This is a genomic window from Gordonia sp. ALPHA1B1 (assembly GCF_005502615.1).
Classification (GTDB): domain Bacteria; phylum Actinomycetota; class Actinomycetes; order Mycobacteriales; family Mycobacteriaceae; genus Gordonia; species Gordonia hongkongensis.
The window spans coordinates 112,531-133,159 of sequence record NZ_SCOC01000012.1; the positions used below are offsets into that span (position 1 = coordinate 112,531).

General features: G+C 68.9%; 19 protein-coding genes. 9 read left to right on the plus strand and 10 right to left on the minus strand.

Translation table 11 applies throughout. From position 1 onward, the window contains the following. The first annotated feature begins 12 nt into the window (after positions 1–12). The 4 genes from FFS52_RS10645 to FFS52_RS10660 all read left to right on the plus strand — a co-directional run bounded on the left by FFS52_RS10645 (position 13) and on the right by FFS52_RS10660 (position 5,333). The gene (locus FFS52_RS10645; RefSeq protein WP_068970961.1) at positions 13–801 is read left to right on the plus strand and encodes a thiazole synthase; all 789 of its coding nucleotides are present in this window, start codon (positions 13–15) and stop codon (positions 799–801) included. Between the two features lie 71 nt (positions 802–872). Then, on the plus strand, positions 873–1,856 hold the full coding sequence (locus FFS52_RS10650) for an ABC transporter ATP-binding protein (protein WP_249356204.1): 984 nt from the start codon (positions 873–875) through the stop codon (positions 1,854–1,856). After that, complete coding sequence (locus tag FFS52_RS10655; RefSeq protein WP_137809664.1) at positions 1,853–2,599, plus strand: ABC transporter permease; 747 nt, start codon at positions 1,853–1,855, stop codon at positions 2,597–2,599. Before FFS52_RS10650 ends, FFS52_RS10655 begins: the two co-directional genes overlap by 4 nt. 127 nt (positions 2,600–2,726) lie before the next feature. Continuing rightward, a complete protein-coding gene (locus FFS52_RS10660) occupies positions 2,727–5,333 on the plus strand; it encodes a LuxR family transcriptional regulator (protein ID WP_137809665.1) in 2,607 nt (868 codons plus the stop codon). Between the two features lie 83 nt (positions 5,334–5,416). Here FFS52_RS10660 and FFS52_RS10665 read toward each other — a convergent pair whose 3' ends face one another. From FFS52_RS10665 to FFS52_RS10680, 4 genes are all read right to left on the minus strand, one after another. Beyond that, complete coding sequence (locus FFS52_RS10665) at positions 5,417–6,103, minus strand: phosphoribosyltransferase family protein (protein ID WP_137809666.1); 687 nt, start codon at positions 6,101–6,103, stop codon at positions 5,417–5,419. 9 nt (positions 6,104–6,112) lie between these two features. Continuing rightward, on the minus strand, positions 6,113–6,583 hold the full coding sequence (locus FFS52_RS10670; protein WP_078114138.1) for a nuclear transport factor 2 family protein: 471 nt from the start codon (positions 6,581–6,583) through the stop codon (positions 6,113–6,115). Then, entirely contained in the window at positions 6,580–7,446 is an 867-nt protein-coding gene (locus FFS52_RS10675; RefSeq protein WP_137809667.1) for a hypothetical protein, read from the minus strand. The genes FFS52_RS10670 and FFS52_RS10675 overlap by 4 nt, the downstream gene beginning before the upstream one ends. Positions 7,447–7,508: 62 nt before the next feature. Further along, entirely contained in the window at positions 7,509–8,561 is a 1,053-nt protein-coding gene (locus FFS52_RS10680) for an EamA/RhaT family transporter (protein ID WP_137809668.1), read from the minus strand. A gap of 270 nt (positions 8,562–8,831) precedes the next feature. On the opposite strand from FFS52_RS10680, the gene FFS52_RS10685 reads away from it, so the two are divergent. The 3 genes from FFS52_RS10685 to FFS52_RS10695 all read left to right on the plus strand — a co-directional run bounded on the left by FFS52_RS10685 (position 8,832) and on the right by FFS52_RS10695 (position 12,044). Continuing rightward, positions 8,832–10,019, plus strand: a complete 1,188-nt coding sequence (locus tag FFS52_RS10685) for a carboxylate--amine ligase (RefSeq protein WP_137809669.1) — start codon at positions 8,832–8,834, stop codon at positions 10,017–10,019. Between the two features lie 136 nt (positions 10,020–10,155). Beyond that, positions 10,156–10,377: a hypothetical protein gene (locus FFS52_RS10690; protein ID WP_137809670.1), complete on the plus strand. Its 222-nt coding sequence runs from the start codon at positions 10,156–10,158 to the stop codon at positions 10,375–10,377. An 86-nt stretch (positions 10,378–10,463) separates the two neighbouring features. Continuing rightward, positions 10,464–12,044 carry an MFS transporter gene (locus FFS52_RS10695; protein ID WP_137809671.1) on the plus strand — a complete coding sequence of 527 codons (1,581 nt, stop codon included), beginning with the start codon at positions 10,464–10,466 and terminating at the stop codon, positions 12,042–12,044. Between the two features lie 9 nt (positions 12,045–12,053). Here FFS52_RS10695 and FFS52_RS10700 read toward each other — a convergent pair whose 3' ends face one another. After that, complete coding sequence (locus FFS52_RS10700; protein ID WP_137809698.1) at positions 12,054–12,644, minus strand: TetR/AcrR family transcriptional regulator; 591 nt, start codon at positions 12,642–12,644, stop codon at positions 12,054–12,056. 120 nt (positions 12,645–12,764) lie between these two features. On the opposite strand from FFS52_RS10700, the gene FFS52_RS10705 reads away from it, so the two are divergent. Then, complete coding sequence (locus tag FFS52_RS10705) at positions 12,765–14,003, plus strand: oxygenase MpaB family protein (protein WP_065630382.1); 1,239 nt, start codon at positions 12,765–12,767, stop codon at positions 14,001–14,003. Here the strand turns inward: FFS52_RS10705 and FFS52_RS10710 are convergent. After that, positions 13,955–14,590 (minus strand): pyridine nucleotide-disulfide oxidoreductase, encoded by a 636-nt coding sequence (locus FFS52_RS10710; RefSeq protein WP_065630383.1) that lies wholly within the window; start codon positions 14,588–14,590, stop codon positions 13,955–13,957. The two genes, FFS52_RS10705 and FFS52_RS10710, sit on opposite strands and share 49 nt — an antisense overlap. Before the next feature lie 176 nt (positions 14,591–14,766). Between FFS52_RS10710 and FFS52_RS10715 the strand changes: the two genes are divergently transcribed. Beyond that, positions 14,767–16,254 (plus strand): cryptochrome/photolyase family protein, encoded by a 1,488-nt coding sequence (locus tag FFS52_RS10715; protein ID WP_137809672.1) that lies wholly within the window; start codon positions 14,767–14,769, stop codon positions 16,252–16,254. Positions 16,255–16,299: 45 nt separating this feature from the next. Here the strand turns inward: FFS52_RS10715 and FFS52_RS10720 are convergent, their stop codons facing one another. Genes FFS52_RS10720 through FFS52_RS10735 form a run of 4 tightly spaced genes read right to left on the minus strand, consistent with a single transcriptional unit; the run spans position 16,300 to position 20,620 of the window. Beyond that, positions 16,300–16,977, minus strand: coding sequence for a TetR/AcrR family transcriptional regulator (locus FFS52_RS10720; RefSeq protein WP_065630385.1), 678 nt, complete (start codon positions 16,975–16,977; stop codon positions 16,300–16,302). Between the two features lie 49 nt (positions 16,978–17,026). Beyond that, complete coding sequence (locus FFS52_RS10725; protein ID WP_058249619.1) at positions 17,027–17,803, minus strand: ABC transporter ATP-binding protein; 777 nt, start codon at positions 17,801–17,803, stop codon at positions 17,027–17,029. Further along, a complete protein-coding gene (locus FFS52_RS10730; RefSeq protein WP_058249620.1) occupies positions 17,800–18,624 on the minus strand; it encodes an ABC transporter ATP-binding protein in 825 nt (274 codons plus the stop codon). Before FFS52_RS10730 ends, FFS52_RS10725 begins: the two co-directional genes overlap by 4 nt. After that, complete coding sequence (locus FFS52_RS10735) at positions 18,617–20,620, minus strand: ABC transporter permease (RefSeq protein WP_058249621.1); 2,004 nt, start codon at positions 20,618–20,620, stop codon at positions 18,617–18,619. Before FFS52_RS10735 ends, FFS52_RS10730 begins: the two co-directional genes overlap by 8 nt. Positions 20,621–20,629 lie beyond the last annotated feature (9 nt).

A 20,629-nucleotide genomic window follows, 5' to 3' on the forward strand; every position in this document is an offset into this window, starting at 1 on the left:
GGCGACGAGACGATCCCGGATGCGGACCATCTGCGCATCGCCGGTCGCGACTTCTCGTCGCGACTCATCACCGGCACCGGCGGCGCGTCGAATCTCGCGACCCTGGAACGCGCGCTGGTCGCGTCGGGGACCGAGCTGACCACCGTCGCGGTTCGGCGCGTCGACGCGGCCTCGGGCACCGGGGTCTTCGATCTGCTGCGCCGGCTCGACATCGCCGTCCTGCCCAACACCGCGGGCTGTCACACCACCGCCGAGGCCGTCCTGACCGCCCAGCTGGCGCGCGAGGCGTTCGAGACCGACTGGGTGAAGCTCGAGGTGGTCGCGGACGAACGCACCCTGATGCCCGACGCCATCGAACTCGTCGACGCCGCGGCCGCACTGGTGGCCGATGGTTTCGTCGTGCTGGCCTACACCAACGACGATCCGGTCCTGGCCGCGCGCCTCGCCGATCTCGGGGTGGCGGCGGTGATGCCCCTCGGATCGCCCATCGGGACCGGACTCGGAATCCTCAACCCGCACAACATCGAGATGATCGTCGACGACTGCCACACCCGCTTCGACGACCCGCTGCCGGTCATTCTCGACGCGGGCATCGGGACGGCGAGCGACGCGGCCCTGGCGATGGAACTCGGTTGCGACGGTGTGCTTCTGGCCACGGCGGTGACCCGGGCGGAGAACCCCGAACTGATGGCGACGGCGATGCGGCACGCGGTGGCCGGGGGCCGACTGGCCGCGCGCGCCGGCCGGATCCCCAAGCGCTTCTGGGCGCACGCGTCCTCGCCCGGGCGCGACCGGGACTGACGCGCGGACCCGCGACCGGCCATCCGAACGACAGACCGGGCCGCTCCGGGTTCGGCGGCTATGGTCGAGGCGTGTTGCAGGTAGCGAATCTGACGAAGGACTTCGGCGGTCAACGCGCGGTCGACGACCTCACCTTCGAGGTGGGTCCGGGACGGGTCACCGGTTTCCTGGGGCCCAACGGTGCGGGCAAGTCGACGACCATGCGGATGATGCTCGGACTCGACCGCCCGACATCGGGCACGGCGACGATCAACGGGCAGCGCTACCGGGACCTCGAGCATCCGCTGCGGCAGGTCGGTGCGCTGCTCGACGCCCGGTGGGTGCATCCCAATCGCAGTGCGCGGTCCCACCTGCGGTGGCTCGCGGCGAGCAACCGGATCCCGGCCGCCCGCGTCGACGAGGTGCTCGAGACGGTCGGGCTCACCTCGGTGGCCAAGAAGCGCGCCGGCGGCTTCTCGCTCGGTATGTCGCAGCGGCTCGGGCTGGCGGGTGCCCTGATCGGCGACCCGCACACACTGCTGTTCGACGAGCCGGTCAACGGTCTCGACCCGGAGGGCATCGTGTGGATCCGCGGGTTCATGCGCAAGCTCGCCGCGGAGGGGCGGACGGTGTTGGTGTCGAGCCATCTGCTCACCGAGATGTCAGTCACCGCAGACCATCTCGTCGTCATCGGGCGGGGCCGGCTGATCGCCGACTGTTCGGTGGCGGAGTTCACCGGGCGGGCCCGGCAGTCGGTGCGGGTGCGCGGCCCGCAGCTCGAACAGTTGCACGCCGCGCTCGCGGCGGCGGGGCTGAATCCCGCGCCGGGTGACCCGGATGCCCACGGGCGCCCGGTGATGCGCGTGCCGGACACCACGACCGATCGGGTCGGCGACCTCGCCGCCGCCGCGGGCATCACCCTGCACGAACTCGCCGCCGAGTCGGCGTCACTGGAAGAAGTCTTCATGTCGATGACGGCGCACGCCGTCGACTACACCGCCGTCGACAACCGCGCCGTCCACGACCCCGACGCCCACAACCGGGCCGTCGGGAACCACGGGGGAGTGAACCGGTGATCGCCGCGATCAACGCCGAACGGATCAAACTCGCCAGCACCCGGTCGCCGTACTGGTGCCTCGGCGTCGTCGTGGTGCTGGGCCTGGGCTTCGCGGTGCTGCTCGGCGCCATCGCCGGCGGTTCCTACGGCAGTCCCGGCGAGACCGACACCCTGACCGACGACTTCCTGCTCGGCGTCAACCAGTTCGGGGTCGCGGTGCTCGCGATCATGGCGATCCTGGGCGTCACCACCGAATATCGCTTCGGCACGATCCGACCGACGTTCGCGGCGATCCCGCGTCGGCCCCAGGTCCTCCTCGCGAAAGCGGTCGTGTTCGGCGGACTCTCGTTCGCGGTGGTGGCCATCGTGTCCGTCGTCGCGGTCGTGGCGGCGCAGGTGCTCGCCGGCGTCGGAGTCTCGCTGACCGGGCCCGAGACCGTCCGGCATCTCTGGGGGACGCCGGTTTTCGCGATGCTGTGCGCGCTGATCGGCCTCGCGGTGGGTGCGTTGGTGCGGCATTCGGCCGGTGCGGTGGCGATCGTGCTCGTCTGGATGCTGGCCCTCGAGCGGATCGTGTCGGTGCTCCCGCGCGTGGGTGAGCACATCGTGTCGTTCCTGCCGTTCCTGAACGGGTGGAACTTCCTCGCCGGCGGGAGCGACACGCTCCACTGGAACGCCTACGGTTCGTTGGCCTACTTCGCGGGCTTCACGATCGTGTTGCTGGCGGCGGCAGTGGCCGTGACCAATGCCCGGGATGCGTAGTTCGCGGATTTTCTTCCGTCGATGTCAAATCCGGGATTAGCCGCGTGTCGACAGGGCCATCCGGTCGGACCACATTGGTGCTTCCGGGCGGCCCATTGTAGGGCCCGGCAGACTAAAATTCGCGGTTATGTCCACGAATTGGCCGCTCGTCGAGCGCGATCGGGAGTTCCGCACGATCCAGGCGGCTCTCAGGGGTGAGACGACCGGCTGTGGGGTGGTCCTGACCGGTGACTCCGGCGTGGGCAAGACGACCCTCGCCAGGCACGTCACCGCCGAGTTGCCGACCGGGGTGCGCTGGGTGGCGGGCACCGAGTCCGCGCGCTCCATCCCGCTCGGTGTGTTCGCACATCTCGTCGGTCCGGCGACGTCGAGCGATCCGGTCACCTACCTTGCGGCGGCCCGTGAATCGCTCCTCGCCGACGGCGATGTCGTGATCGGGGTCGACGACGCCCACCTGCTCGACGAACTGTCGGCGACGCTGCTGCATCAGCTTGCGATCGACCGTGCGGTGCACATCGTCGCGACGGTCCGCAGCGGCGAGACCGTCCCGGATGCGGTGACCTCGCTGTGGAAGGACAATCACCTCACGCGGATCACGTTGTCGCCGTTCACCAAAGAGCAGAGCGTCGACCTCATCGAGTCGGTGCTCGGCGGGCAGCTCGAGGAGCATTCGGCCGATCTCATGTGGGAGGCCTCCGGTGGGAACGCCCTGTTCCTACGGCATCTCGTCGACGGTGCGCGGCAGGCCGACACGCTGCGGCAGGTCAACGGCGTGTGGCAGCTACGCGGACGCGCCGCCATCACCTCGGAGCTGGCATCGCTGCTCGAGGGGCGGATAGAGCAACTCGACGCGCCGGTCCTCGGGGCCCTCAAATACCTCAGTCTGTGCGAACCCCTCGACATCGACGTCCTCGCCGAGCTCGCCGGCGAAGAAGCCGTCGAAGAGGCGGAGATCGCCGGGCTGGTGCGCATCACCCGCGACGGGCGGCGTCTCGACGTCGCCTTCCACCATCCGCTGTTCGGTGAGGTGATCCGGCGCCGCCTGGGTCTCGTGTCGTCGCGGCGGCTGCGCGGCCGGCTCGTCGAGGCGTTGCAGTCACGGCCCACGAACACCCCGGCCGAGCGGATTCGGCTCGCCGATCTCGCGATCGAGAGCGACGTGGAGATCGACCTCGCGCTGGTACGGACCGCCGCCCGCGACGCCCTGAACCTGGCGCAGACGCCGCTCGGCGAACGGTTCGCGCGGGCGGCGCTCGACGAGGGCGGCGGCCTCGAGGAGGCCGAACTGCTCGCGCGGGCGGTCATGTGGCAGGGGCATCCGGACGAGGCGCGGGACATCCTGTCTCGCTTCTCGCCCGACGATCTCGACGAGGGTCGACTCGTGCTGTGGGGCAATTCGATCATCGGCAACACGTTCTGGGCTCTGGGCGACGCCGATCGGGCCGACGAGATCCTGCGGTTGCTGACCGAGCGGGTCACCCACCCGGCACTCGCGCCGATCGTCACCGGGATCGCCTCGGCGTGCGCCCTCTTCGAGAATCGGATCGACGAGGCGATCACGCTGTCCGACGCCGTCCTCGCCGAATCCAGGGCTCTGCCGTGGGCAGTGGAGTGGGCGGTCTTCGGTGGCAGCCTCGCCCGTGCGGTCGCCGGTCGGGGAGCGGAGGTCGGGGCGCTGGCCGAACACTCGCGCGAGGTCGAGGTGGACGGATTGCTCCGGTTCCCCACCGGTTTCGGCGAGACCCTCGCACTGACCCTCACCGGCCGGCTCGACGACGCGGACGGCGCCGCGGGGCGTTTCGTGTCCGCCGCACAGACCGCGCAGTATCTGGGCTGGGCGATGTCCGGAATACTGGTCGCCGCAGTCGAACTCGCCCGCGGATCGTGCGCCTCGGTGACCCGGCGGATGGAGCAGACCCTCGCCATCCTCGACAGCGGCCGGTTCTCCGAGTCCTGGAACTTCCCGGCCCACATCTTCCTGGTGCAGGCCCTGAGTGCGCTGGGACAGGCCGATCGTGCCGCTGCCGCGTTGGCCAAGGCGCGGAAGCGGTCCGGCAAGCACGTGGCCGTCTTCGGTCCCATGCTCGCCATCGCGGCGGCCTGGCAGTCGGCGGCAGCCGGAACCGTCACGCCCGCCGTCGAACTCGCGCACTCCGCGGCCGAGTCCGCCCGTGCCGCCGGTCAGTTCGCGGTGGAGGCCGAGGCCCTGCACACCGCCGCCCGGTTCGGGGACGGCGGCGTCGCCGACCGGCTCACCGAACTGGCCGAGCGCGTCGACGGTCCGCTCTCGGATCTGTACGCGCGCCACGCCGCGGCGCTCCGCGACGGCGATGCTGTCGAACTCGATCTGTGCTCGACGGCGTTCGAGGACTCCGGGGTGTGCCTGTCCGCCGCGGACGCGGCCGCGCAGGCCAGTGTCCTGCACGACGCGGCGGGCAGACGGTCCGCGACCGTGGCGTCGGCCGCGGTGGCGAACCGACTCGCGTCGCAGTGCGGTGGCCTGCGGACTCCGGCGCTGATCTCGGCCGCGCAACCGTTGCCGTTGACGTCGCGCGAGCGGGAGATCGCCAACCTCGCGGCGGCGGGCCTGTCCAACAAGGACATCGCGCAGCGACTCACCGTCTCGGTCCGCACCGTCGAAGGGCATCTGTTCCGCGCCTACACCAAGCTGGATGTGGGTGACCGTGCCGAGCTTGCCGAGCTACTCCTCAAAGACCAGCGAAAGCCCGGCTGAAAACCACCCGTAGGAAACCGACAGTCGACGACAGCTCGCCGGAGCCGCTCGGGCGAGTGGTTCTCAGTGCGGTCCTCGACGGCTCAGTCGCCCGGCCGGCTGAGGGCCGCGATCACCTCGTCGTCGTCCACCTGGGTGAAGTCGTCGTAGGACAGGCCGACGGCCCGGAACGGCGTCGGCGTCACGAGGACGACCACGTCGTCGGCGCCCCGATCCCGCAGTCGCTGAATCGAATCGGACGGTGCCGTGGGTACCGCCACCACCACGTGGGTGGCGCCGGCGGCCCGGACGGAGTCGACCGCGACGGCCATGCTCGACCCGGTGGCGAGACCGTCGTCGACCAGGATGACCGTCCGGCCGCCGAGCTCGGTGCCGGGACGTCCGCCGCGGTAACGTCGTTCGCGGTCGTCGAGGATGCGCCGCTGTCGATCGGCGGCCTCGTCGAACTCGCTGCGGGACACCCCGAGTCGACGCGGTATGTCGTCGTTGACCACCAGGTGGTGCGCGGTGAGCGCGCCCATGGCGAACTCCTCGTGGCCGGGCGCCCCGATCTTGCGCACCACCAGCACGTCCATCGCGCATCTACCTGTCGACGCCGCGATGGCGTCGGCGACCTCGCGGGCGACCGGAACCCCGCCGCGCGCGAGTCCCAGGACAACAGGTTCTGTTGTACGGGCCTCCGGAATGCCGGCGCCGTACCGGACTTCGACGACCCGCGCACCCAGCAACCGACCCGCCTCGCGGCGGTCGGCGAAGATGCGGGCGCGCATGGGCAGGCCTCAGACCTGCACTGCGGGACCGACCTTCAGTGCGAAGCTCGGCACGTCGGCGAGCCCGACGGTGGCCTCGTACGTGCGGTCGTAACCAGTGCTGCTGATCCGCCATCCGTCTGCGGTGCGGCGGTAGGTGTCGTCGTAGAACGCCGCCCCGATGAGCATGAAGGAGAACTCGGCGACGATGACCCGGTCCTGCAGGTACCAGCGTCCGCGTGCGGTGTCCCCGTCGATCTCGATCTCCGGGTGCGCGACACGATGTTCGGTGATGACTGCGGGACCGACGTTCTCGCGCATGTATCCGACCAGCTCGTTCCGATTCGAGAAGGCCAGGCTCTCACCGTAGTTACCGGTGACGTCCTCGGTGAGCGTCGACTCGAACGTCGTCCAGTCCTTGGTGTCGAGCGATCGCAGGTAGCGATACTTGAGGCTCTCGATCGCCCGCAGGTCCTCGAAGCCGCCGGCGGGCGCGCTCACTTCGTCCTCGTTCCCGGCAGGATTCCGGCATCGATGACGGCTTTCACGACCGGTCTCGTCCGAGTGAGGAGGTCGTCGGTGCCGGCCCAGATGGCTTCTCCGACAGCATCGGTGGTGGCCTCGATGTCGTCGTACGTTGCCGCGCCGGCGGACGTGAGCCGGTGCCCGTCCTCAACGCGCTCGGCCAGTCCGGCATCGACGAGACGGTCTACGCTTTCCTCCCACTCCTGTTCGGACCAGCCGCGGGTCATCAGCACGATGCGCTTGCCCAGGGTACGACGACGAACCGTGGGGTCGGGAAGCTGCGACTCGTGGAAGACGGCCGCGTCGAAGCCGTTCAGGCCGTTGAGCGCGAGCGCCGCGATGTGGTTGTCCCCGCGCCACTCTCGGAGAATCGCGATGGCGTGCCACAGACGTAGGCGCGCGGTGTCCGGTCGCGGGGCCGTCGACCACGCGGCAGCGAGCGGGCGTCCGCCGAGCGGGAGCCGGGCCGCCAGATCGTAATAGGCGGAGGCGAGTTCGTCGAGGAGGGAGTCGTCGATGGAGTCGCCCAGGATCTCTTGCAGCGAGTCGTCGAGCATCTGGTTGCGTCGTTCGTGGACCCGGTCGAGCCCGGCGTCGACGGCGGCAGTCCAGCCCTTGGCGATCAGTTCGTGATTGAAGTTGTAGAAGGCGGAGGCGACGACCGAGGCCGCGCACGGACCGAACGGCGCTCCGCGCGCACCGACGTAGAAGGCGTAGGGATCGAGCCCGGTGTCTGCCTGCGCGCCTTTCAGTCCCGGGTTGAAGTAGGCCAGGATGTGGAAGGGTTCGAGGGTTTCGTAGGAGAGCCGAGCAGCGGAGCCCGTGCTGGTCGATGTCATCAACCCACCCTCTCCATCAGCGGGGCGGGTGTCAACCACCTGCGATGACGAGAGCGGGAGCGTCAGGTGCGCCCGGAGTCCCGGCTGTCGAAGACGGGGTCGTCGGTCGTCCACAGATCGCCATCAGCGATGTCGGGATCGACATCTGCCGCGGACGCTTCGTGCTCCTCGTCGGACGCGGGTTCCTCGCGGCCACGGCGCCACCCGCCCTTCATCGGCGGCGCCTCGCCGAGGTGATCCGGGTCGACCGAGCCGCACCAGGCGACCAGTACGGCACCGACGACGGCGCCGACGAAACCGAGGATGGCCAGCCAGCCGAGTCCGGGTTTGGCCGTGTCGTCGAGGAAGACGACCCCGACCAGGCTCGGGCCGGCCGTCTCGCCGACCACGAGCACCGCAGTCACCCCGTTCACCGCGCCGAGCTGCAGGGCAACGGTCTGGACGTAGAAGCCCACCGCGCCCGCGGCGGCGATGGTCCAGGCGGCCGGATCGGTCAGCAGCGCCACGGGATCGAACGGCTGGACTCCGTCGAGGATGCGCACGGCGATGGCGATGATCCCAAACAGCAGACCCGCCGACGCGCCGCCGACGATGGCGCCCGCCGGACCGAGGTTGTAGACGCCCACCAGAGCAAGAGCGCAGAGGGCGAGCGTCGCGACGAACAGACCCCAGTGGAATCCGACCTCCTCCCCGCCGCCGGTGTGATGGGACGACGCCACGCCGAGCAGGCAGAGCGACATCACGACCAGCCAGATGGCGACCCATTCGCGCGTGTGCAATGCGATGTTGAGGATGATCGTGCCGAGCAGGGCGGTGATGACCAGGTTGGCCGACACGATGGTCTGCGAGAGGAACAACGGTAGGAACCGGGCAGCGAGGGCGCCACCCGCGAAGCCGAGGACGACCAGCGTCGTGCCGAGGATGAAGGCCGGATCGACCAGCGTCGACATCGTGGACGAGAGGGTCGGTGCGCCGTTCTCGGTGGTGATGCCCTCACCCTCGTCGGCAGCGGCTTCGGCCACGCGGCGGGCGCCGAGCGCGCGCAGGACCGTGGACATCCCATAGGCGACTGCGGCGAGGCACGCGGCGATGACGCCGATGACGAACAGCTGCATGCCTCCTCCAACTCGGCCCGGATGAGCCTCGACAGGCTCGGACCGACGACCACCCCGACTGCGTGCGCACGCGATCGGCTCGGGCCGCACCAGCGCTGCTCCGCAACTGCTGTTCCGCAACCGGAAGCGAAGCACACGGACCGGCCGATCGTGCAAAAAGCTAACAGGGTGAACCGACAGGACGGTACTGAATATTCCCGACCCGACCGGATTTTTTCGCAGGCCGTCCGGCTTCCGTGCTCAGGGCCCGTCGGCACTACACTCGCTCGGGTGAACAGCGCCGGACAAACCCATGTACTGATCACATTCGGCAGATCGTTCCTCACCCTGGAACTCGCACGGCTCATGGCCGCGGCGGGTCACCGGGTGAGCATCGTCGACTCCATCCCGGTCGGGATCGGCCGATTCTCCAACGCGGTGAGCGACTTTCACCGCGTGCCCCCGCCGAAGTTCGAGCCGCTCGCATATTGCCTCGCCCTCGCCCGGATCGTGGCCGACAACGACGTCGACATGGTGATCCCGGTGCACGAGGAGACCGACATCATCGCGATGCTCGCCGAGGTGTTCCCGCCCGAATGTCGGCTGTTCCTCTCCGATTTCACCACCGAGAACCGCCTGCACAACAAGTACGACTTCCAGGAGCTGCTCGTCGAACTCGGAATCCCGACGCGCAAGTTCGCGCGGCTGTCCGGACCCGAGGACGTCGGATCGCTCGATTTCACCACGCCGTTCGCGCTCAAACACTGCTATTCGCGGGGGTCGCAGAAGGTTCACAAGGTGGCTCCCGGCGATCCGCTCACCTGGCTCGAACACGATGAGCAGAACCCGTGGATCGCACAGGAGTGGGCCTCGGGGAACAACTTCTGCACGTATTCGGTCTGCCACGAGGGTCGCGTCTACGCCCACGCCACCTATCCGGTCGACTACGCCATCGACGGCAGTTCGTGCCTCAACTTCCGGTCCGTCGATCATCCGCGGATCGCCCGGTGGGTCAGCGATTTCGTTCGCCGGGTGAACTTCACCGGCCAGATCGGGTTCGACTTCATCGAGGACCGGAACGGTGGCGGCGACCTGTTCTGCATCGAGTGCAACCCGCGCGCCACGAGCGGGATCATGATGTTCACGCCCGAGGACGGCGTCGATCGCGCGTTCCTCGGGACCTGGGATCCCGACGACGGACCGATCACGCCCGGGTCGGGCGTGGACAAGATGATCGGGCTGGGCATGCTGCTCTACGGGTGGCGTCCGTCGTCGCGCAAGGACCGGACCCTGCGCGACTTCATCCGCGACTTCCGCGGTGCGTCCGATGTCGTCAGCAGTCCGGGCGACCAGAAGCCCGCGCTGATGCTCCCGTTCGCCTATGCCGGGATCCTGCGCAGTTGCCTCAAGTACCGGGTCGGGCTCGCTGAGGGCTTCATGCACGATCACGAGTGGGACGGCCTCCGCATCAGCCTGTGACACCCGTCGCGGATTCGGCCCGTCGGGATGGGGACGACGCCGACGCCGGGGCGTAGAATCTCCAGTCACCATCACCTGCGTGTTGACCCCATCCGCAGGGTTGTCCGGGGGGACTCGAGCTCGAGGGGAGCTGCTCATGAACATGTCCGGGATCATGCGTCGTACGTCTGTCGGGGTGGCCGCTGTCGGTGCCGCCTGCGCGATCGGACTGGCCACCGCGCCGGCCGCTTCCGCCGCGCCGGCCGCTTCCGCCGCGCCGGCGCCGATGCAGCCGGTGCAACCGGTGCAGGCCGTCGGTTCGGTGGCGATCTGCTTCGGCATCCCCATCGGGCCGGTGACCATCAGCGTCTGCCTCTGATCTGATTAAACGGGAGTCCGTGACCATTTCGTGCCGGAGCGTCCCGATCCCCGGCCCGATGGCGCTCGCGCACGTACGATTCCCCGATGACGTCGACAACGGCCGAGGTCGAGGCGGGGACGGCTCCCAAGCGGGCGAAGGCGATCCTGGTCGCGCTGATCCTGGTCGCCGGGGTGGCCAACATCAATCTCGCGGTGGCGAATGTCGCGCTACCCGACATCGGCAAGGCGCTCGACGCGAGCTCGACTCAGTTGAATCTGGTCGCGGTCGGTTACTCGCTGGGCCTGGCGGCGTCGGTGCTCTACTTCGGCGCGCTGGGAGATCGGCACGGGCGCAAGCGGATGCTGGTCATCGGCATGTGCCTGTCGATCCCGGCGTCGCTCGTCGCCGGTTTCGCGCCCAACGTCGAGGTCCTGTTCGGTGCTCGTCTGGTGGGCGGCATCGCCGCGGGCCTGGCCTTCCCGACCACCCTCGCGGTGATCACCGCACTGTGGTCGGGGCCGAAACGGGTCCGGGCGATCGCCGCGTGGTCGGCATTCGGCGGTGCGATCTCGGCGCTGGGACCGGTCCTGTCCGGGGCACTCCTCGAGATCCTGGCCTGGCACTCGGTGTTCCTGGTGACCCTGCCGCTCGCCGTCGTCGCGCTGATCGCGGCGTGGCGGTTGGTGCCCGACGACAACGGCGATCAGGCGGCGGTCGTCGACAACCTGGGCGGCGTCGTGTCCATCGTGATGGTTGGCTCACTCGTGCTCGCGATCAACTTCGCCCCGAACTCCGATCAGCGACTGCAGGTCTACATCCTGGCCGCGATCGCGCTGCTGGCAGGGGCGGGTTTCGTCTGGCGGCAGCTGCGTGTGCGGGTGCCGCTCTTCGACCTGCGGATCGCGGCCCGACGCACCTTCTGGGTCGCGGCGGTCGGTGGGCTGATCGTGTTCGGCACGCTCATGGGCGCGATGTTCATCGGCCAGCAGTACATGCAGAACGTGCTCGGCTACTCGACGCTGGCGGCCGGCGCCACGATCCTCCCGGCCGCGGCCGCCATGATCATCGTGGCCCCGCGCTCGGCCAAACTCGTGCAGAGCATGGGGTCGCGGTTCACGTTGCTGTCCGGTTACGCCTTCATCGTCGTCGGCCTGGTGCTCGCGATGCTCACCTGGGATGAGGACGCCCACTTCTGGCATGTCGGCCTCGTCTACGTCCTCGTCGGGGTGGGCGTCGGTCTCGCCGGCACCCCGGCGTCGCAGTCGCTGACCGGTTCGGTGCCGGTGCAGCGCGCGGGCATGGCGTCGAGCATGTCCGATCTGCAACGCGACCTCGGTGGCGCGATCCTGCAGTCCACCCTCGGCGCGATCCTCACCGCGGGTTACGCGAAGCAGTTGCAGAACACGATCTCCGGTTCGCCGCAGGCCGATCAGGTCACCGAACAGACCGAAGCCGCGCTGACGAAGTCGTTCTCGAGTGCCGAGGTCCTGGCCGAACGCTATCCGCAGTACGCCGATCAGATCATCGCCGCGGCCCGCGACGCCTTCGTACAGGGCGACAAGAACGCCTACGGCGCGGCGGCCGCCATCGTGGTGGTGGGTGCGGCGGTGGTGTTCTTCTTCTACCCCAAACACGAGGCGGAGCGAACGGCGATGGCGGAGTACGCGAAACATCGCAGCCTCTGAGTCGCCGACTCAGCCAGCACTTATCCGACCAGCACTGGCCGACGGCGGTGAGTCGAATGCCGCCAACAACATTCGTGCCGCCATCGCGATGAGCGAGGTCCGGTCGGCGTCGCGGGGTCGTTGCAGGGCTATGCGCAGGCACAGACTCGCGGTCGCACCCATGGTGAGGAACACCAGTTCGTCGATCGCCTGATCGTCGAGGTCGGGCCTCATCCGCGACGGCAGGATCCGCGCCAGCGGGAGGAGCGGTCCCTCGACCTCGGCCCAGGCGTCGCCGAAGCCGTGTTCCCCGATCTCGAGCGAGGCGCGCAGGACCGGCGCATGTGACTCGAATGACGACACGAGGGTCTCGACCACCGTGACCATCGCGGTGTCCGGTTGCTGATCCATCGCCCGGCCGATCCCGCTCGCGAGGGTGGCGGTGATGTCGTGAACGGCGGCGAGGCGCAGTTCTTCGACGATCGCGTCCATGTCGGCGAAGTAGCGGTACACCGTCCCGATGCTGACGTGCGCGTGGTCGGCGAGTTCGGCGGTGGTGGGCCGTCGGCCGGGACGACGCTCCAGGAGTGTGAGCGCCGGCGTGAGGAGGCGTTGCCTCATCTCACGACTGCGCTGCTGCTTGGGTGCCTTGCGCCGTTGCGATGCGGTGGTTTTGGGAGTCGTCGACGATGCCATCAAAAGTGAATAGTAAGTGAGGATTGCTCGTGTTCTCATGGATCCATGGAACGGAGCGCACCCGCCGACCTCGTGAACACCGACTTGGCCGTGCAACGGTTCGGGACGGCCGGCCGTGACTGGCTCGATCAGATGTGGATCGCCGACCCGCTCGCCGACGCCGTGGCCGCCGACCGGCAACCCGGTGGCCCGACCACGACAGTGCTGCGGGCGGCGCTGAAGAACGGCATCGACTCGGTCGACGACGCGACCGACTCGTTGCGCGCGCTCTTCGAGTTCCTCGATGACGAGCCCGACTGGGTCGATCATGATCGGATCAGTCGCGCGGCCGACGCGCTGGTCGTCAACACCGCACCGCTGGGCATCGTGCTCGGCGCGGCATCGCTGGTCCGCGGGGCGGGAAACACGATCGCGGGCAAGCCACTCGCGGTCACCGGGCGTTACGTGTCCCAGCCGGCGGTGCGGTCGGTGGAGGTCGGTGAATGGCTGGGGCAGGTGCTGACGCCCGGCGGGATGCGCCGCGGCGGTGACGGTTTCGCGTACACGGTGCGGGTCCGGATGATCCACGCGCATGTCCGTTCCATGCTGCTCGCGCGCGGAGACTGGGATGAGACCGCGTGGGGCGTGCCGATCCCGCAGCCGTACATGGCGTTCACGATCGCCGAGTTCGGGCACATCGCGATCGACGCGATGCACAAGCTGGGGGTGCGGTTCACCGACTGCGAGCTCGACGACATCTATCACCTGTGGCGGTACGTGGGGCATGTGGTCGGGATGAGCCCCGAGCTCAACCCGGTCTGCGAGGCCGACCACGTCCGGATCGAAGAGCTCTATCGGCTGACCTCGCCGGGGCCGGGTCCCGACGACCGGGATTTCGTGGTCGCGTTGACCGACGACTATCTGGTGCCCGAACTGGCAGCGGTGTTCCCGGGGCCGCAGGCCCTGCGACGCCGGCTGGCCACGAAGACCATGCACGGACTGCAGCGGGTGTTCATCGGTGACGCCGACGCCGACGCGCTCGGAATCCCCGACGGCCGGTTCAAACATCTGCTGAGACGGGTCGGACCGGTTCTCGCGGTGGCGGATTCGGCGCAGCGGGTCGGTGGCGCCCGGCGGGCACGAGCACGCGTCGAGAAATCCTACCGCGCACGGGATGTCGCCATGGCGCGGATGCGGGAGGACTACCGCGTCACCCACGACCTCGTCGACGCGGCGCCCGGCCCGCAGGCCGCCGCTCAGCCGTCGAATCGGCTCGCGGCCGTGACGTCCTCGGTCAAGCAGTAACTGACCGACAGCGGCTGTGTGAAGGCCCATTTCGTCTCGTCCTCGGTGCAGGTGAGGGAGTCCGCACCGCGGCTGACGGTCTTGGCGAGGATGGTGCTCTCCGCGGGGGAGGCGTCGCACTCGACCTCGCGGTAGTCGGCGAGCTTGCCGCCGCCGATCGGGATCTGGTAGCAGGTGTCGACGGCGAAGTTGGGTGTGAGGCAGAGCTTCTGGTCGCCTTCGCCGAAGGTGAGCGCGGAGGTGTTGGGGGTGCCGCATTCCGCCGACGTGTTGACCTTCTCGGCCGCGTAGAAGGTGAGCCCCTCGGTTTCTTCGCACTCGGCCTTGGTCGCCTCGACCTTGCCCTCGCCGGCTTCGGCACCGATCTGTAGGCACTCGCCCACGTCGATGTCGGAGGCCTCTTCGATCGACTGCGTGCCGACGCTGACGCTGCAGGCCGCCAGCGCGGCGAAGCCCACGCAGGCCGCGATGACCGTGGCACGCCGGCCCAGCTGCCAGAGAGGCTTGTCCACGGACGGCACGTCGCCGCCGGACTCGGCAATCCGATCGTCGGAGGGGTGCGAATAGCTGGCGGTGCTGCGCGACATCGTGGTTCCTATCGTCTGGAGTGGGCGGGTGCCCGGTTTCGGCGGCTCATCGTGGTGTTCGGGTGATGAACGACAGGATGTCGCCGGGCGCTTGGTGCGAACTTGGGGTCGACTTGTCCGGCCCTTGAGAGGGCCGTCCAAGTCGGGAGCGTGTAGCGGCGGCGAGAGGAGAGCCGATGTCAGGTCCGTCCGGCGATGTCGTCCGCGTGGTGCTGCCGCATCAGTTGTTCGACTCGCACCTCGACGCGGACCCCGGCACCCGCTTCGTCCTCGTCGAACACGATCTGATGTTCCGGCAGTACCGGTTCCACGTGCAGAAACTCGTCCTGCACCGGGCGAGTATGCGCAGGTTCGCGGACCGGCTGCGGGACCGGGGTTTCGAGGTCGACGTGCTCGAGACCGACGCGGAGGAGTCCAGTCACGACCAGCTCGTGGAGTACCTGTCCGGCCGGCCCCCGGCGTCGGTTCACCTGTACGACGTCGTCGACGACTGGCTGACGGGCGACCTGCTGGCGGCCTTCCAGCACGCCGGATGCCCACTGGCGGCCGACGACATCGCCGAGAGTCCGAACTTCCTCACCACCCGTGCGCAGATCCACGAGTTCTTCGCCGGCAAGCGGCCGCGGATGCAGCAGTTCTACACCTGGCAGCGACGACGGCTCGGCATCCTCGTCGACGACGACGGCAAACCGGCGGGCGGCCGGTGGAGCTTCGACACCGAGAACCGGAAGAAACTGCCGAAGAACCGTGAGGTCCCGCAACCGACACCGCCGGCGCGACATCCCGAGGTCGACGCCGCGATCGCCTGGGTGGCCGACGAGTTCCCCGACAACCCGGGCGACGCCGACGGTTTCGCCTGGCCCACCGCCCACGACGAGGCGCTGGCCATGCTCGAGCAGTTCCTGGCCGACCGGTTCGCGGAGTTCGGACCGTACGAGGATGCGATCAGCACCGAGCACCCGTTCGTCTTCCATTCGTTGCTGACGCCCGCACTCAACACCGGGCTCCTGAGCCCGCGAACGGTGCTGAGAAGGGCGCTGGAGGCCGGTGGACGTAACCGTGTCCCACTGGCCAGCGTCGAAGGGTTCGTGCGGCAGCTGATCGGCTGGCGCGAATACATGCGGGCGTCGTACGAGACCCGCGGGCGTGCTCTCCGGAGCCGGAATCACCTGGGCCACGATCGGAAGCTGTCCGACGGGTGGTGGACCGCCGAGACCGGGCTCGAGCCGGTGGACCTCGTCATCCGGCGGATTCTCGCCAACGGGTATGCCCACCACATCGAGAGACTGATGGTCCTGGGCAACGCGATGTGCCTGCTCCGCATCGACCCGGAGCAGATTTACGAGTGGTTCATGGAGATGTTCGTCGACGCCTACGACTGGGTGATGGTCCCCAACGTGTACGCGATGAGTCAGTTCGCGGCCGGTGAGGCGATCACCACCAAGCCCTACGTCTCGGGCAGCAACTATCTGAAGAAGATGTCGGACATACCGCCCGGCGACTGGACCGCCGACTGGGACGGGCTGTACTGGACGTTCGTTCGCGACCACCGGGACGTCTTCGAGGCCAATGCGCGGTCGAACTTCCTCGCCCGGGCCTACGACCGGTTGCCCGCGGCGACGAAGGCGGGCCACAGCCGGCGTGCCGGCCGCTGGCTGGGGTGACCGCCCCGGTCCTGAGCGCTTCCGTGTCGACCGCCGGTCACGGGTTCAGCGCTGCCCGAGCGATTCGTCGAGAGCGCGCAGCTGGTCCGCGCGGACGTCGCGGAGCACGGCGAGGGTCGCGGTGATCGCGAGGTCGCAGGCCTCGTCGACGCCGGCGCCGTCGACGATCAGCGCGCGGTGGGCGACGTCGAGGCTCATCCCCAGCAGGAGCGACGCGAGGGTGTCGGCACTGGCCGCGATCCGCGCGCCGCGTTCGGCGTAGTTCTGGCGTAGGCGTGCGGCGATACGGGGTTCGAGCGCGGCGTACAACCGGCGGTCACTGCCACCCTCCCGGTGGCCGATGAGGACACGCAGACCTGCCGGGTGGCGTCGGGCGTAGTCGAACAGGGCCTGCACCGAGTAGCGGGCGCGGGCACCGTACGGCATGTCCTCACTCGCGTCGTACACCTCGAACATGAACGAGGTGAACGTGTCGAGCTCGCGGGTCATCACCCGGTTGACCAGCTCGTCGCGGGACCCGAAGTGTGCGTAGAGGGTGACCCGGGTGGTGCCGCCGCGTTCGGCGATGGCGGTCATCGTGGTGCGCTCGGCACCGACCTCGGCGATGACCGCGCATGCGGCGTCGAGCAACTCGTCGTCGGTGGGCCGATTGCGGGTGTTGCGGGCCGGTCGTACGACGCCGGCGTCCGTGGCCACCGGATCGTCGGTGTCTCCGGTGGCCACGTCGTCCCGGTTCCGTCGTCTCGTCCGTACGCCTGCAGACCGCGCGGCCCTAGGAGGCGCGGTCCTCGACGGTGCGCCCGAAGTAGGCCGCCTCGACCATGTCCCGCCGGTTGCGGAGTTCGCTCGCGGGTGCCGAGAGCGCGACCCGACCGTGATGGAGCACGATGGCGGCGTCGGCGATGCCGAGGGCGAGATCGATGTGCTGTTCGACGAGGACGACAGCCATCTGGTGTTCGTCGGCGATCGACCGGAGCCGGGGCAGCAGGTCCTGGACCGCGACCGGGGACAGGCCCAGGCTCAGCTCGTCGATGAGGAGGACCTTCGGGTCCGCCAGCAGCGCCTTGGCGAGTGCGAGCATCTGCTGTTCGCCGCCGGAGAGGTTGCCGCAGCGTCGGCCCCGCATCGTCTTGAGCTTCGGGAAGTACTGGTAGACGGTGTCGAGGTCGGGCCCGTTACGACGCTTGGCGAGACGGAGATTGTCCGACACCGATAGACGGTGGAAGACGCCCCGGGTGTCGGGGACCAGGGTGATCCCGCGCCGCGCGTTGCGTTCGATGCGCCGGTCGATGGGGTCGCCGAGGGCGGTCACCGTGCCCGACATCAGTCCGAGGGCACCGACCGCGGCGAGCAGACTCGTCGTCTTGCCCGCCCCGTTCGGACCGAGCAGCGCGAGGATCTCGCCGGGACGCACGGCGGCGCTGAGACCGCGGACGGCGGGAACCCCGCCGTAACCGACGGTGACGTCGTCGATCGTCAACACCGGTGTCGTCGAATCCGGTGTCGTCGGGTCCGGTGTCGCCTGGCCGGGGGCGGCGTGCGCGCTCATCGCGTTTCCTTCGGGTCGGGTCCGGTCGGGGCGGCGTCCGGGTCCACCTCGGGACTGCCGAGGTAGGCCGAGATGACCGCCGGATCGTCCTGGATGGCGGCCGGGGGCCCGCTGGCGATCACCCGGCCGAAGTCGAGCACGTACAGGCGGTCGCACACGTCGAGGACGAGCGACATGTCGTGGTCGATGAGCAGGATGCCGATACCGGTCGCCGCGATCCGGCGGAGTTCGGTCCCGAAGTCGCGGCTCTCGTGGGTGTCGAGTCCGGCGGCCGGCTCGTCCAGCAGGACGAGTTGCGTCCCGCCGACCAACGCCCGCGCGACACCGACAAGTTTCTGCTGTCCCAGGGTCAGCTCGCCGGGGAACTGGTCGGCGGCATCGGCCAGGCCGACGAGTTCGAGTGCCGACGAGATGACATCGGCGGGCGGACGGGAACCGTTGAGGACGTCGGCGAGCATGGCCCGCAGGCCGACCGGCTGGACCGCCACGGCCAGGTTCTGCTCGACGGTGAGGTCGGTGAACAGTTCGCCCGCCTGCCACGTCCGGGCCATGCCGGCCCGGCGGCGACGATGGGGGCTCGCCTTGTCCAGTCTCTCCCCGCGCAACGACACCGTGCCGGTGGCCTTGGTGAATCCGGTGACCGCGTCGACGAACGTGGTCTTGCCCGCGCCGTTGGGTCCGATCAGTCCGACGATCTCGCCCGCCGAGACCGAGATGTCGATGTCGGAGTTGGCGCTGACGCCGCCGTACCGGACCGACAGCCCGCCCGTCTCGAGGAGTGTCGTCGACGTGGCCGGCTTCTCGAGTGTCGACTCAGACATGTGCACCCTCCTGTGCGTTCTGTGCCGCGCCGGGCGCTTCCGGACGGGGGGACGGTTTGTGCCGGTGGGCGCGTAGCTTCTCGCCGAGCTCCGACATGGCCCCCGCGACGCCGACGGGATTCAGCACCGCCATCAGCAGGAGGCTGCCGGCGGCGAAGAGCTCGTAGTACTCACCGAGAGCGAGGGTTTGGTTGAGGAACACGTAACCCACGCCCAGCGGTCCGATGATGCCGGCGAGGACCGCACCGGCGAACGACGTGATGCCGCCGACGTAGGTCATCGCGAGCAGCGTCAGCCCGATCATCACCGTGAACGAGCCGGCCGACAGTTGTCCGCGGCTGTAACCGATGAGGCAACCGCCGATGCCGGCCAGGAACGCCGACAGTGCGAAGCCGAGCAATTTGGTTGCGGCGACGTTGATCCCGACCGACGACGCGGCGCGCTCGTTGGAGCGGACGGCCAGGAAGGCCCGGCCGGTCGAGCCGCCCATGAAACGCAGCACCACGAGAGTCGCGATGGCAACGACGATCAGGACCATCAGCGAGAACCGGATCGTGACCAGGTTGGTGCCGTCGCGCACCCCGAGGTCGAGGCCGAAGATCGTCGGGTCCGCGATGAGGTTGCCCTCGAAGGACGTGATCGCCGGGTTGTTGAAGACGAAGCTCTGGATGGCCAGGGCCGCGGCCAATGTCACGACGGCCAGCTGGGCGCCGCGGATCCGGAGTGCGGGCACGCCCACCAGGACACCGAGGCCGGTCGCGATCAGGGCGGCGAAGATCATGCTGAACGGGAACGGCACATCCCAGTTGGTCGTCAGCTTCGACAGGGCGAACCCGGCCGCGCCGGCGAAGGCCATGCTGGCCAGCGAGATCTGGCCGAGGTAACCGGTGAGCAGGACCAACGACAATGCGATGAGGCTGAGGATCACCGAGGTGACGACGCCGAACCGCCAGCTGCCGGACGTGAGGAGGATCGCCACGACGACCACCGCGATGCAGACGACGGTCGGGATCAGCCGGATGCGGGGGATCCGGACCGCGGGCATGCGCACCTCGCCGAGCGAGCCGCGCGACGGGATCCGACCGCCGAGCAGGAAGAGGGCGATGACGACGATGACGAACGGAACGGCGTCACCGAGGCCGGCCTGCGCCCATTCCGGCCACCAGTCCTTGGTGGTGAGCCACGTGATGGTGGACTGGAATGCGCCGAGGACAAGACCTGCGGCACAGGCGATCCCGAATGAGGTGAGCCGGCCGACGAGAGCGACGGCCAGGGCCGGGATGACGAAGAAGGTGTAGCTGGTCTCGGTGAGTCCGATGGTGTAGGACGCCAGGACGACGATGAGACCGGTTGCCGCACCGGTGAGTGCCCACACGATCGCCGCGAGGCGGTCCGGGGAGTAACCCGACAGTCGGGCGGCGAGTTCGTCTTCGGAGCCCGCGCGGGTGGCGACGCCCAGGGTGGTGAGCCGGAAGTAGGCCCACAGCACCAGTGAGATGGCGATGGCGACGCCGGCCAGGATCAGGTCCGAGACGTTGACGACCGCGCCGGCGATGTCGACGGTGTCCTCCGGCAGGATGGCCTCGGCGAAGAGGTTCTCGGTCTCGAAGCGGAGATGGACGAGCGCCTGGATGAAGAGCATGAGTCCCACCGAGGCGACGACCTGGGCGAGCACCGGGGCCGAGCGGAGCGGCCGGAAGATGAGTACGTGTGCGAGCAGGGCCCAGACGACCGCGCTGAGCACGCCGAGGACCAGTGCCAACTCCATCGAGGTGGGGTCGGACTCACTCCCGAGTTTCAGTGTGCCGATGGGCAGGACGAGACTGCCGTCGGTGCGCAGTGCGGCGACGAGATAGACCGAGTAGAGGCCGATGGCGCCCTGCGCGAAGTTGATGATGCCGGTGGCGGCATAGATGCCCACGAGGGACGACGCAAGCACCGAATAGATGGCACCGGCGGATAGTCCGAGGAAGACGAACTGGAGGAACTGGCCCATGTGGCGTAC

What these genes read in the sequence shown, in the direction of transcription:
- FFS52_RS10660 (WP_137809665.1), top strand. Translation starts at nt 2,727, where the DNA reads ATGTCCACGAATTGGCCGCTCGTCGAGCGCGATCGGGAGTTCCGCACG.
- FFS52_RS10665 (WP_137809666.1), bottom strand. Translation starts at nt 6,103, where the DNA reads ATGCGCGCCCGCATCTTCGCCGACCGCCGCGAGGCGGGTCGGTTGCTG.
- FFS52_RS10675 (WP_137809667.1), bottom strand. Translation starts at nt 7,446, where the DNA reads ATGACATCGACCAGCACGGGCTCCGCTGCTCGGCTCTCCTACGAAACC.
- FFS52_RS10680 (WP_137809668.1), bottom strand. Translation starts at nt 8,561, where the DNA reads ATGCAGCTGTTCGTCATCGGCGTCATCGCCGCGTGCCTCGCCGCAGTC.
- FFS52_RS10690 (WP_137809670.1), top strand. Translation starts at nt 10,156, where the DNA reads ATGAACATGTCCGGGATCATGCGTCGTACGTCTGTCGGGGTGGCCGCT.
- FFS52_RS10695 (WP_137809671.1), top strand. Translation starts at nt 10,464, where the DNA reads ATGACGTCGACAACGGCCGAGGTCGAGGCGGGGACGGCTCCCAAGCGG.
- FFS52_RS10700 (WP_137809698.1), bottom strand. Translation starts at nt 12,644, where the DNA reads ATGAGGCAACGCCTCCTCACGCCGGCGCTCACACTCCTGGAGCGTCGT.
- FFS52_RS10705 (WP_065630382.1), top strand. Translation starts at nt 12,765, where the DNA reads ATGGAACGGAGCGCACCCGCCGACCTCGTGAACACCGACTTGGCCGTG.
- FFS52_RS10710 (WP_065630383.1), bottom strand. Translation starts at nt 14,590, where the DNA reads ATGTCGCGCAGCACCGCCAGCTATTCGCACCCCTCCGACGATCGGATT.
- FFS52_RS10715 (WP_137809672.1), top strand. Translation starts at nt 14,767, where the DNA reads ATGTCAGGTCCGTCCGGCGATGTCGTCCGCGTGGTGCTGCCGCATCAG.
- FFS52_RS10725 (WP_058249619.1), bottom strand. Translation starts at nt 17,803, where the DNA reads ATGAGCGCGCACGCCGCCCCCGGCCAGGCGACACCGGACCCGACGACA.
- FFS52_RS10730 (WP_058249620.1), bottom strand. Translation starts at nt 18,624, where the DNA reads ATGTCTGAGTCGACACTCGAGAAGCCGGCCACGTCGACGACACTCCTC.
- FFS52_RS10735 (WP_058249621.1), bottom strand. Translation starts at nt 20,620, where the DNA reads ATGGGCCAGTTCCTCCAGTTCGTCTTCCTCGGACTATCCGCCGGTGCC.